The organism is Nocardia sp. NPDC101769 (genome assembly GCF_044766925.1).
In the GTDB taxonomy this organism is placed as follows: Bacteria; Actinomycetota; Actinomycetes; order Mycobacteriales; family Mycobacteriaceae; genus Nocardia.
Genome location: NZ_JBIWMX010000036.1, coordinates 92,852 through 104,761 on the forward strand (window position 1 = coordinate 92,852; position 11,910 = coordinate 104,761).

Sequence of the window (11,910 nt, forward strand, 5' to 3'; positions counted from 1 at the left end):
GGCCGATCACGCTGCCGACTTCTTCAAGCGCAGGCGCGACCAGGTGAACAGGGCGAGCAGCACGGCGATTACGGCGAGCACGGAGACATCCATTGCCCACGCGCCGACGGTGTGCTTCCAGAAGTGGTCCTGCTGCGCCGCCGCCGAGGCCGACAGGTTGGGCAGATCGACCGTGGACGCCCCCGCGGAATAGCCCCAGCGCGAGGGGAACAGCCAGGAAAGCTGGTCCAGCACAACGCGGCCCGTCACCGGGATCATGCCGCCCGCCATCACCAGCTGCGCCATGATGATCACCACCAGCAGCGGCATCACCTGCTCGTTGGACTTGGCCAGCGCGGACAGCGCCAGCCCCAGCACCACGCAGGTCACCGCGGTCAGGGCGACATCGAGGTAGAGCTCCGCGGGGCCGTAGGGAATCACCGCGCCCTTGCTCGGCGGCTTCTTCACAGCCAGCACGATGCCGATCATCACGGCCGACTGCAGCAGTGCCGCAAGGCTGAAGACGACGACCTTCGACATCAGGTATGCGCCGGAACGCAATCCGACCGCGCGCTCCCGGTAGTAGATGGCCCGCTCGCCGACCAGGTCACGCACCGTGAGCGTGGCGCCCATGAAGCAGGCGCCCAGGATGAGCACCACCAGCAGCTGCTGGGCCTCGCCATTGTTGGCGCGCACGAAACTGCCGTCGGGCGCCTGCACGAAGCCGACGGACTCGAATCCGCTCTTGCCCTGCACAACCAGGGACAGGCCGCCCAGTACGAACGGCAGGATCGCGAGGAACGCCAGATAGCCGCGGTCGGCGAAGATGAGCCGCAGCTGCCGCCGCGACAGCGTCGAGAACTGTTTGAGCGGACTCGATTTCGGCGCCTTCGCCCGTTCCACCGGTTTGACCGGCGCGGGCGGCTCCGCGAAGGCTTGGCGGGAGCGGAAATTCGCGAAGGCCCCGTCCGGATCGGCGGCGACGCGGCCGAAGATCTCGGCCCAGTCGCTGGTGCCCATGACGTGCCCGACGCTGCCCGGGTGCCCGCAGAAGGCGGTCTTGCCGCCGGGCGCGAGCAACAGCACCTGATCGCACATGTCCAGGCAGGCCACCGAGTGCGTGACCACGATGACGGTGCGCCCGGCATCGGCCAGTTCCCGCAGCATGGTCATGACCTGCCGGTCCAGCGCCGGGTCCAGGCCCGAGGTGGGCTCGTCCAGGATGAGCAGCGAGGGACCGGTGAGCAGTTCCATGGCCACCGAGGCGCGTTTGCGCTGACCGCCGGACAGCCGGTCCACGCGGGTGTCGGCGTGCTGGGTGAGCGAAAGTTCCTTCAGCACATCGGCGATCACCTGCTGGCGATCGGCCTTGCTGGTGTCCGGGGGCAGGCGCAGCTGGGCGGCGAAGTTGAGCGCCTGCTTGACCGTCAGCTGCCGGTGCAGCACGTCGTCCTGCGGCACCATGCCGATCCGGGAGCGCAGCGCTTCGTACTCGGCGTGCAGGTTGCGGCCCTCGAAGGTGACCACGCCCGCGGACGGATGCGTCGTTCCCGCAATGAGTTTCGACAGGGTCGACTTGCCCGCGCCGGAGGGGCCGATCAGCGCGGTCAGCGAGCCGCGCCCGGCCTGCATGTTCACGTCGATGAGCAGCTGCTTGTTGCCCTCGACCGTGAACGAGACGCCGTGCACATGCAGGCCCTGCTCGGCGACCGGCCGCTGGCGATGGACCAGCGTGCCCTCCTGCACGACGAAGTCGACGTTACCGATGGTGACAATGTCGCGTTCCCGCAGCAGCGCCCGCTGTTCGCGGCGGCCGTTGACGAAGGTGCCGTTGGCCGAGCCCAGGTCCTCGATCGCCAGGCCCTGCCGGTCCGGCACCAGGCGGGCGTGCCGGCGGGAGGCCATCGGGTCGTTGACCACGATCTGGTTGTCGCTGGTGCGGCCGATGTTGAGGCCGTCGCGCGGAATCCGGTCGGCGCGCGCGATGGCCGCGGTGGAGGCGCGGGCGCGGATCGGCGGCAGCGCGGAGGTGTCCGCCTTGGTGGTCATGTTGATGTTGTCACCGGAGGCCGGGGGCAGCGTATTCACCGGCGGGCGCGGCACATTCGGCGTCGCCGAGGTGACCGGAGGCGGAGTCTGCCGCTGCTGCGGGGGATTCGGCTGCTGGTGCAGTGCCGGGTGCGGCAGCTGATGCTGCGGCCCGGACGCCGGCCGGTTCACCGGCGGCCGCTGCGCGAGATTCGGGTTGGGCTGGGCCGGGTTGGGCTGGGCCGGGTTGGGCCAGGGCTGTTGCGGATTGGGCCGCTGCTGCACCGGCGGGCGCTGCGCGTAGAGCGGCACCGGCGGCTGCTGAGCCTGCTGCGGCTGACCCGCCTGCGGCATCGGCCGCGACGGTGGCCGATTCGGCGGCGGCATCATGCCCGGGCGCTGCTGCGGCTGCGGCGTGCCACCGCCCCGGCTGGTCTGCGGCAGCAGGTGCAGCAGCGGCCCGGTGATGGCATCGCCGAGCCGCACCTGGGTGGGCCGGTTGATGACCAATGGCGTGGTCAGGCGGCGGGCGTCCACGAAGACGCCATTGGTGCTGCCGTTGTCGCTGAGCATCCACGACCCGGCCTCGTAGCTGAGGGTCGCGTGCAGCCGGGACACCAGCGGGCTGTCGACGAACAGCGTCACCTCCGGCGCCCTGCCCATGGTGATCTGCTGGGTCGCGTCGAAGACCCGCTCGGTTCCTTCATGACGCACAGTGATCTGCTGCGCCCCCGGTGAAGACATGGCTGGATAATAAGCGAAGCCCCCGGAGTCCGGCGTTGCGCTCATCGGCCGCCCGCCCGATAACGGGACGAAGATCGAATCGGCCTGCGAGGGAGTGCACGTGGCGAGACGCCAGGGGGAGGCGGTGCGCACGCGCCGGTCCGGGGGGATGCACCGCATGGTCGTGGTGGCGGGGGTACTGGTGCTCGCGGTCGCACTCGTGTCCGGATGTACACGAACTGTTCACGGTCGCGCGGTTTCAATCTACGACGACCCGTTCAAGGTGGCCGGTCTGCCCACCACCAGCGGCCCCAGCGGTCCGCGCGCGGGCGCCCCGGATTCGACGCTGACCGCGCAGGATTCCGACGGCGGCCAGATCGACCGGCTGGTTCTCAACGCCCTCGACGATATCCAGACCTATTGGCAGGGCGAGTTCCCGCTCGAGTTCGCCGGCGTCTTCACCCCGGTCGGCAAGTTCATCTCGTGGAGCGCCAAGACGCCGCGCTCGCAGGCCGGGCAGTTCTGCGGGGAGTCCAGCTACCGGCTCGTCAATGCCGCCTACTGCCGCCTGGACGGATCCATCGGCTGGGATCGCGGCGCGCTGCTGCCCGCGGTGGCCGACGAGTTCGGAAAGATGTCGGTGGTGATGGTGCTGGCCCACGAGTACGGGCACGCCATCCAGGAGATGGCCAAGCTCGTCGGCCGCCGCACCCCGACCATCGTCAAGGAGCAGCAGGCGGACTGTTTCGCGGGGGCGTTCATCCGGAATGTGGCCGAGGGGAAGGCCGAGCACTTCACCATCAACACCTCCGACGGATTGAACGCGGTGCTGGCCGCCACGGTGGCCTTCCGCGACGAGAATCCGGACGATCCGCAAAGCGTGCACGGTTCGGCGTTCCAGCGGGTGACGGCGGTGCAGATCGGCTTCACCGAAGGGCCCAGGGGATGCAAGGCGATCGATCAGAACGAGATCGACCGTCGCAGTGTCAATCTGCCGCAGGGCAACGGCGATGCCACACAGGCCGAACCCGAGGTGAACCAGGCCAATCTGGAGGACCTGGCCAAGGCGATGGCCTCGATCCTGCCCATCCCGGACGAACCGAAATACAACTATCAGACCGCGAAACTGAACTGCCGCAACGCCGCCGACACCGCACCGGTCACGTACTGTCCGGCCACCAATCTGATCGGCACCGACGTGCCCGCGCTGCACGACCGCGGTGTCTCCAACGCCGACGACCAGGATGGCCTGCCCGCCAATGTGACCGGCAGTTACACCGCCTATATCGTCTTCATCTCCCGGTACGCCCTGGCCGTGCAGCACGCGGCTGGGCAGGCGCTCACCGGCGCCAAGACGGGCCTGCGGGCGGCCTGTCTGTCGGGTGTGATCACCGCGAAACTGGCCGACCCGAGCCGAAACAAGTCGCAGGGAACCATCACACTCACCTCGGGCGATATCGACGAGGCGGTCTCCGGTCTGCTCTCCGACGGCCTGGCCGCCAGCGACACCGACGGCAAGACGGTGCCCAGCGGCTTCTCCCGGGTCGACGCCTTCCGCGCCGGTGTCCTCGGCACCCAGGACACCTGCTACTCCCGCTACACATAACTGTCCCGCAGTCCCGCCTCGCAGTCCCGCCTCGCAGTCCCGCCTCGCAGTCCCGCCTCGCAGTCCCGCCTCTCCGCGCCTTCAGCGGACGGCCGAGTGCCGTGAACAGTCGTGCACCCGTGCCGGCGGTTGGGAGCCGAACCGATTCTGGGCGTACCCGGTGAGTTACCCGGACGGTGCGAAATCAGTTGTCCCGTTGCATACGAAGAACCCTCATCCGAAGGGTGGGGGCGCTACCGGCTCGAGCCGCAGCACCCGGTTGCCGAGCATGATCTCGGTGCCGGCGGTCAGGGTGAAAGGCTGATTCGGTTGTAGCCGAATCCAATCCCGGTAGCCGTGCGGGCGGACCCGGGTGCCGTTGGTGGAGCCGTGGTCGATGATCGTGATGTCCCAGTTCACCAAGCGGATCTCGGCGTGGACGCGGGACATGCCGCCGGAATTGTCGTCGACTCGCAAGGGCAGCAGGCCCGCTCGCACCGGATCGGAGTGCTCGGGGTCGCGGCCGACCACGGCGTCGGCGGCCACCATGTAGGTCATGCCGTCATCGAGCACCAGCATGCCCAGCGGCGGCCGGATCACCTCGGCGGTCTGCTGGGTCTGATCCACGGGCATGCCGCACACGGTGCAGAAGGCCGCCCGCGGATCGCTGGGATGGGCACGCGCGCATTTGAATCCGAGCACCTTCACGGTGAGCGCGGTGGCCTTGGCGGTGGCCTCCAGGCGGCGCTGCAGATCCGGGTCGGGTTTGGGCGCGGGGTTGGTGCCGTTCGCCTCCCGGGCGCCGCCCATCTCGGTCGGCGCACGGTGCAGGTCGATGCCCTCGGTGTCCGGATCCACCGGGGCGGGTTCCGGGTCCAGGCTCGCCGGAATGCGATTGGAGGTGCGGGTCGGAATCAGGTTGGGGTCCAGGGGAGTCGCCTCCGGCTCCGGCTCCCGCTCCGCGTCGAACGCCGCGGTCGGCGGCGGCGGTTCCACGACCCGCTGCCGCGCCCCGGCCGGGCGCCCGGGCCGTCGCGACACCACCGGCTCGCCCTCGAACCACACCACCGCGCCCGCAGCCGGTGCGAGTCCCTCGATGAGCGAACCGATTCCGCGCCCGGGTAGCTCCGGCGGCCGGTTCCCATCGATGAACAGGGCGGCCGCCCGCGCGGGCGGCTCGGCCACCCGGTCCACGGTGAAGGCGGCGTCGCTGCCGCGGTAGTACTCGACCGCGGATCCGGCCAGCAGCGCCGTTACCGACCCGTGCAGGAAGATCGCCAGGCCACCGGTGTCGGCGGCGGTCAGGATGCCGAATTCGATGGGCGCACCGGGCGAGATGCGCTCGGCGTCCTTCATCAGCCAGCGGGTGGCGTGCCGCGCGACCAGCCGGCCCGGCCCGTCCGGGGCCTGGTCCGTCGCGTCCGCGACCAGCTCGCCCAGCGCCCGCGCCGCCACCACGGCCCGCGATCGCGGCGTGAGCGCCCCCGGCTCCCGATGCGCCACCAGGATGACCGCGCCCGCCACCCGGCTCACCACATGGCCGCCCGCGACCACCTCGACCTGCCGATCCATCAAGGGAACCGGCTCCCGGAGAGCACATGGCGGGGATTGTTCAGCACAGCACCCAGGTTACGTCCCGGCCCCGGACCACATGGCCGCCCATCCCTCGGTCCATTCGACTGACGAGTCGTCGTATGCCAAAGTGGCCAATGATCTCGTACCGATGGGGTAACTCCCGGGTACGTCCAAAATCGGTTCGGCACCGGGCCGCCGGCACAGGTACGCGACAGCCCACAGCTCTCAGCGGCCCGCCGCGCGGAGAGGCGGAGCGGCAGTCACGGGGAGGCGGAATGGCGCTGAGTCCCGGCACCATCGTCGGCGGGTATCGGATCGTCCGCGTGCTCGGATCCGGCGGCATGGGCACGGTCTACCTGGCCAAGCATCCCAAACTGCCACGCATGGACGCGCTCAAGGTGCTCTCCTCCGATCTGACCGCCAACGAGGAGTTCCGCGGCCGCTTCGAACGCGAGGCGAATGTGGTTGCGGGCATGGACCACCCGAATATCGTCTCGGTCCACAATCGCGGCGAGGAGAACGGCCGGCTGTGGATCGCCATGCAGTATGTCGAGGGCACCGACGCCTCGGCCGAGCTCAAGCGTGATCCGGCCGCGGTGCCCCCGCTGCGCGCGCTGTCCATCGTCACCCAGATCGGCCGCGGCCTGGACTACGCGCACCGCCGCGGCCTGCTGCACCGGGATGTGAAGCCCGCCAACTTCCTGCTCTCCAGCGTCGACGGCGAGGACGAGCGCGCCCTGCTCGCCGACTTCGGCGTCGCCAAGTCCACCGAGGACACCACCGAGCTCACCCAGACCGGCAGCTTCGTCGCCACCATCGCCTACGCGCCGCCGGAACAGCTTTCCGGCCGGCCGCTGGACCACCGCGCCGACATCTACAGCCTCGGCTGCTCCTTCTTCAAGCTGCTGACCGGCCGGAACCCTTATCCCGCAACGCAACCGGCACTGGTCATGATGGGCCACCTGCACGAGCCGCCGCCGCGCGCCACCGAGGCCAACCCGCACCTGCCCGCGACGCTGGACGAGGTCTTCGCGCGGGCCATGGCGAAGAACCCGGCCGAGCGCTTCAACTCCTGCCGCGAGTTCACCGAGGCCGCCACGGCCGCACTGGTGCCCGGCTACAACCCGGTCTCCACCACCACCTCGCCGACCTATCCGATCCAGGTCGCGCCATTGAGCATGCTGCTACCTGGCGGCGAAACCACGGGCGGCATACCGCTTTCCGCGTCCGAGTCGACCGAGACGGGGCAGGCCCCGCGCAACCGCAACCGGCTCTACATCGGGATCGGCGCGGCGGTGGTGGCGGTCGCGCTGGCCGTGGGCATCGGGATCGTTGCCACAGGCGGCGGCGAGACCAACTCCGCCGCAACGGCCTCCAGCGCCGGCCCCGCCGCAACCACCGCGGTGGATCCCAATCTGAGCCCGGTGGACAAGGCGCGCAAGGACAATCCCGCCTTCGCGGGCAAGACCGTCACCATGGTCGACGTGACCGGAGCTCAGTTCAACACCAAATACAGCATCTATCTGGCCGGCACCCCGCAGGCGAAGTTCCTGGAGAGCCTCGGCTTCGTCTATAACAACGAGTACCAGCCCAAGGGCGATGAATCCTCTCCCCGCCCCTCCGAGGGCTACGGATCGCTGACCGTGCCCGACGATTCCTACATCATCGCGGTGCGCAGCGACGAAAAGGCCGGTGGCGGTGGGCTGCTCGGCCTGCCGAACGAGATCACCAGCTCGCGCGCCGTCGTCGTTCCGCTCGACGATCCGGCCGCAGTGGCCGCGCTGCGCGGCTGGACCCCGGATTCGTCGCAGACCCTGGTCGGCAAGCTGGTTCCGGTGCTGCACAACAGGATCAAGTAGGGTGGCGACCGATCGTTCGTTTGCCGGGGGAACCATGCGCAAGCTCGCACGCGCCGTCGTGTCCGTAGTTGTCGCCGCGACGATGGCGGGCACAGCCGCCTGCGGCTCCGATGCCGCGCCCGGCCCGGTCGAGCCCGCCGAGCCCGCAATCGACCTGTCCAAGCTGGACACCGGCAATCTGCCCACCCAGCCCAAGCACTACGACAAGGCGGCCGATCCCGACCTGGCGCGCGCTGTACAGGCCGAACGGCTGGCCAACTACATTCCCCTGCCGTCCGAGGTGAATCCTCAGGTCAGGTACCCGGCAGCCGCAGTGAACGGCGCCATCCACCCGTTCATAGATTTCGGTTCGGGCGCGATGAAACTGCGCGCCAACGCCGAAGCCGATGCTCTGAAGGCCGCGGCCCCGGGTTTCATATCGGGCTTCGTCACCACCGGCGACTCCGACAAGCAGGGTGCCCTGGCCTACGAGTACTCGAACGTCGTGCTGATGTTCACCGATGACGCCGCGGCGAGCGCCGCCGCCAAGGCCCTCGGCCAGACCGACTTCGACGCCGTCCCGGGCAGTCAGCGCCTGCGGATCGAGAAGTATCCGGACGCGTTCGTCTACCTCGACACCCGGTACAACTTCAATGCCACCGTCCGATCCTGGTATGCCACAGGTAGATTCGTCCTCTTCACCTACATCTGGGACGACGTGATGGCCGAGACGGGGGTGAGCGATCCGGCCAAGCTCACCGCCCGGGCGCAGCTCGGCCTCGATGCCATCCCGCCCGCCCTCGCCAAGGTCCCGGTCATCCCCCAGGACCAGCTGACCGAACAGCCCGTCGATATGGACGGAGTCCTCGGGCGCACGCTGCCGACCGTGTACGACGATGAATCCGAGCGCGGCATTCCCGGCGTCTACGACCGGCACGGCGGACTGCAACTGTTCCCCGGCGACGACAACGCGGCACTGTTCGACAAGGCGGGTGTCGACCGGGTGGCGTTCAACGGCGGCACCGTCTTCCGCGCCCGCGACGCCGTAGGCGCCGACGCGATCGTCGCCGCGCGCAGCGAGACCTCACGCACCTTCCGGCCCGCCGAGTCTCCGGCGAACCTGCCGAATGCCCAGTGCCGCAAGTACACCGGTCCCGAGCACTTCGCGATCTCCTACTACTGCTACGTCAGGCACGGTCGCTTCGCCGCCGAGGTCTCGGCGAATCAGCTCCTCGATGCCCAGCAGCGCATCTCGGCGCAGTACGCCCTGCTGGTCAACGCGGAACACTGAGGGGGAACGGAAACCATGCTGTCGCACAAACTTCGAGCGATCGCCCTGCTCGCGCTGACCGCCGCCGCCGTGGCGGGGTGTGGCACGACCGTGCAGGGCGGCGCCCGACCCGGGGAAATCGACGTCCGCACACTGGATGTCGGCAAGTACTCCACCGATCCGCTGGAATTGCGCTACGAGTACTCCCCCGACATGGCCAAGGGTTTCGAACTGGCCGAGCAACGACTGGCGGACCACGTCGTCAACGCGGCAGACGTGGATCCGGAATTCAAGTACAGCACCGGCGTTCAGCCCTTCAAGGATTCGGACGGGGCCACTGGCATACTGGCGAAGGTCACCGCGCCGATCCTCGACGCCGGCAAGATGATGTTCGGTGTCGCGGTGGGGCACAGCGTGAAACAGCCGGACAAGTACGGCAAGGCGCCCGACGACAGCGCGTTCACCACGGTGACGGTGATGCAGTTCCCCGATGCCGCGGCGGCATCGAAGGCGGCCACGGACTTGGAGAATGCCGATTTCGGGGTGGCGGCCGATGTGAATCAGCACGTGTCGCTATCGAAATACCCTGACGCCCACAGCCATTGGCGCCCCGGTGTGGCCAGCATCGGGTCGACCATGGCGCACGGCAGCTATGTCGTGGACACCTATCTCGGGGTGAAGGATCCGGACCTGTCGAAGTTGACAGCCCTCGCCGAAAAAGTCTACGACGCGCAACTGCCGCTGCTGGATTCACTGCCGCCCCTGGACCGCGAGGGCGTCCTGCGGCTGCCCTTCGACGCGGACGGAATGCTGCGGCGGACCCTCGCCACACAGGTCTATTTCGCGCCCGACTTCGCCAACCAGGCGGTCGCCGGACCGCGTGGATTCCTGAATCGGGTGAGTGACCAGGATTTCTGGGGGCGGCTGATCGCCGACAGCGGCATGGATCGATTCGCCACCTCCGGTGCGTCGTACGACGGCGTCAGCATGCTCTTCCGCGCGCGGGACGCGCAGGCCGCCGAGCGTTTGTCCGCCGCCATTCTCGGGCACGGCTATTCCAGCGTCGCGGATCCGCCCGCCGGGGTGCCGAACGCGAAATGCGGTGAGACCAGCGACCAGAACCGGAACAGTGGCGCCAAGCGCTTTCGGTGCATGATCAGCTACCGCCGCTACACGGGTGCGGTCGAGTCGAATCAGCTCGCCGACGCCCATCAGCGGGCGGCCGCACAGTACGCCTTACTGGCGAACAGCACCTGGTAGTCGGTTTGGTGGCGAACAGCTGAGCGGGGTGGAACCGGCGGGTCGTGACCTACGTCCAATAGCACTGAGAGGTCGTCCGCCCGCGAATCGAGAGGAGACACCATGGCCGGTGCATTCGAAGCCAGCAATGAGCTCATTCAGGCCAAGGCCCAGGAGTTCCAGCAGACCCACGACATGCTGATGCACGCCATCACCGATCTGAAGCGCGACGAGGACAGCATGGTCGCCGGATCGAACTGGAGGGGCGGCGCGGCCGACGCCTTCAATGCGTTCATGCAGCGGTACTACTTCCAGGCCGACAAGCTCAACGACAAGCTGATGCACACCGCCGAGACCCTGATCAAGGTCGGCTCCAACTACGAAGAGCACGACCGGAATTACGAATCCAAGGTCGACGCGCAGATCTCCAGCCTGGACCTCCCGGCCGTCTAGCCGATTCGGCCTCCCCCTCTATTCCTACCAGTGGCAAAGGAATTCACCATGGCAGCAGTGGACGGCCAGATCATCTCCGCCCACTTCGAAGGCGTCGCCGACGGCGCGAATTCGATCATCCGCCGCGCGGAGGTCATCCGCGACGAACTCGAGGCCTTCCACCGCAGTGTGGAGGAGTTCGTGCAGAACAGCTGGAAGGGTGACGCCAACGACGCGTTCGCCGACCTCCAGCGCACGTGGAACCAACACGTCCTCCAGCTCAACACCACCCTCAACGGCGCAGCCACCCTCGTCCGCACCGGCAACGCCGAGCTCCAGGCCAAAGACACCGCCTTGGCCGGCCTGTTCTGACCCGCCTCCCCGCGCCTGCCTCTCCGCGCGGCGGGCGGCCGAGAGCCGTCGACTTTCGCGCATCCATGCCGACGGTCCGGAACCGAACCCATTTTGGACGGCCCGCGAGGTCCAGGCGGCCGAGAATGCCTGCGGCAGCGGCTGATCCTCGATCCACCGACGGGCTGTGCCCGTCGGTGGATCGATAAATGAGAACAGTGTCCTTCAGGCTGGGATGATCGCTGTTGTCTGGGCAGTGATCGGTCCGGTTTCGATATTTGCACCACTTCTCGTATCAGCCTGCGCTGCAGCCGATGTGGGAAAGCGGCGGCGCGGGCCCGCGCCGGTGCCAGCGCGCTGACAGCGTTTTGCCAGAACGGTCGCACAGACTGAGGGCATGACCACGACAAGTGCGTCGCCAGCGGTCGACGGCACGGGGATCAGTGACGCAACGATTTCGGCCGCGTCGCCGAGCACTGGAGCCTGCGCGGATATCACACTAGTGGTACCCCGGTGGTGCCAATACCCGTATAAGCAGACTCCTCGATCTCGGCAGCGTTCTGCCGTTCGATTCGGTCATCACAGTGTGTCCCTGACCGCAGGGACTCCACGAGAGGCGAGGCAGTGACCGAATTTGTGGAATTGATCCAGGCCCTGGACGCAACTGATGCCGTCGAGATCGTCGAACGGTTGGCACAGGAGAAAAGCCGACAGAGCCTGACGGCGACGATCGCCTTAAATCACCAGGACGCCATGCTCGAATCACCTTCGCTCAGATCCCACTACATCTGGGCGCGTCAGTGCGGTGTCGACGCGAGCGCCCTGGTGCGGGCGTCATGATCGTCGGCGCTCGCCGGCCGAGCACTACCACCATGCGCGCGGCTCGGCAC

General features: G+C 68.1%; 9 protein-coding genes. 7 read left to right on the top strand and 2 right to left on the bottom strand.

From position 1 onward, the window contains the following. Positions 1–6: 6 nt before the first annotated feature. Complete coding sequence (locus ACIRRA_RS38265; protein ID WP_402778783.1) at positions 7–2,751, bottom strand: ATP-binding cassette domain-containing protein; 2,745 nt, start codon at positions 2,749–2,751, stop codon at positions 7–9. A gap of 148 nt (positions 2,752–2,899) precedes the next feature. Between ACIRRA_RS38265 and ACIRRA_RS38270 the strand changes: the two genes are divergently transcribed. Next, positions 2,900–4,336, top strand: coding sequence for a metallopeptidase (locus ACIRRA_RS38270; protein WP_402778817.1), 1,437 nt, complete (start codon positions 2,900–2,902; stop codon positions 4,334–4,336). 213 nt (positions 4,337–4,549) lie between these two features. Here the strand turns inward: ACIRRA_RS38270 and ACIRRA_RS38275 are convergent, their stop codons facing one another. Beyond that, positions 4,550–5,887, bottom strand: a complete 1,338-nt coding sequence (locus tag ACIRRA_RS38275; RefSeq protein ID WP_402778786.1) for an FHA domain-containing protein — start codon at positions 5,885–5,887, stop codon at positions 4,550–4,552. 278 nt (positions 5,888–6,165) lie between these two features. Between ACIRRA_RS38275 and ACIRRA_RS38280 the strand changes: the two genes are divergently transcribed. The 6 genes from ACIRRA_RS38280 (at position 6,166) to ACIRRA_RS38305 (ending at position 11,860) form a co-directional block, all read left to right on the top strand. Next, positions 6,166–7,749 (top strand): serine/threonine-protein kinase, encoded by a 1,584-nt coding sequence (locus ACIRRA_RS38280; RefSeq protein WP_402778789.1) that lies wholly within the window; start codon positions 6,166–6,168, stop codon positions 7,747–7,749. Positions 7,750–7,783: 34 nt separating this feature from the next. Then, positions 7,784–9,019, top strand: a complete 1,236-nt coding sequence (locus tag ACIRRA_RS38285) for a hypothetical protein (protein WP_402778792.1) — start codon at positions 7,784–7,786, stop codon at positions 9,017–9,019. A gap of 15 nt (positions 9,020–9,034) precedes the next feature. Continuing rightward, complete coding sequence (locus tag ACIRRA_RS38290; RefSeq protein ID WP_402778795.1) at positions 9,035–10,258, top strand: hypothetical protein; 1,224 nt, start codon at positions 9,035–9,037, stop codon at positions 10,256–10,258. A 102-nt stretch (positions 10,259–10,360) separates the two neighbouring features. Further along, a complete protein-coding gene (locus tag ACIRRA_RS38295) occupies positions 10,361–10,690 on the top strand; it encodes a WXG100 family type VII secretion target (protein ID WP_402778798.1) in 330 nt (109 codons plus the stop codon). A gap of 48 nt (positions 10,691–10,738) precedes the next feature. Next, entirely contained in the window at positions 10,739–11,041 is a 303-nt protein-coding gene (locus ACIRRA_RS38300) for a WXG100 family type VII secretion target (protein WP_402778801.1), read from the top strand. 603 nt (positions 11,042–11,644) lie between these two features. Continuing rightward, positions 11,645–11,860, top strand: a complete 216-nt coding sequence (locus tag ACIRRA_RS38305; RefSeq protein WP_402778804.1) for a hypothetical protein — start codon at positions 11,645–11,647, stop codon at positions 11,858–11,860. Positions 11,861–11,910 lie beyond the last annotated feature (50 nt).

What these genes read in the sequence shown, in the direction of transcription:
- ACIRRA_RS38285 (WP_402778792.1), top strand. Translation starts at nt 7,784, where the DNA reads ATGCGCAAGCTCGCACGCGCCGTCGTGTCCGTAGTTGTCGCCGCGACG.
- ACIRRA_RS38280 (WP_402778789.1), top strand. Translation starts at nt 6,166, where the DNA reads ATGGCGCTGAGTCCCGGCACCATCGTCGGCGGGTATCGGATCGTCCGC.
- ACIRRA_RS38265 (WP_402778783.1), bottom strand. Translation starts at nt 2,751, where the DNA reads ATGTCTTCACCGGGGGCGCAGCAGATCACTGTGCGTCATGAAGGAACC.
- ACIRRA_RS38270 (WP_402778817.1), top strand. Translation starts at nt 2,900, where the DNA reads ATGCACCGCATGGTCGTGGTGGCGGGGGTACTGGTGCTCGCGGTCGCA.
- ACIRRA_RS38275 (WP_402778786.1), bottom strand. Translation starts at nt 5,887, where the DNA reads ATGGATCGGCAGGTCGAGGTGGTCGCGGGCGGCCATGTGGTGAGCCGG.
- ACIRRA_RS38290 (WP_402778795.1), top strand. Translation starts at nt 9,035, where the DNA reads ATGCTGTCGCACAAACTTCGAGCGATCGCCCTGCTCGCGCTGACCGCC.
- ACIRRA_RS38295 (WP_402778798.1), top strand. Translation starts at nt 10,361, where the DNA reads ATGGCCGGTGCATTCGAAGCCAGCAATGAGCTCATTCAGGCCAAGGCC.
- ACIRRA_RS38300 (WP_402778801.1), top strand. Translation starts at nt 10,739, where the DNA reads ATGGCAGCAGTGGACGGCCAGATCATCTCCGCCCACTTCGAAGGCGTC.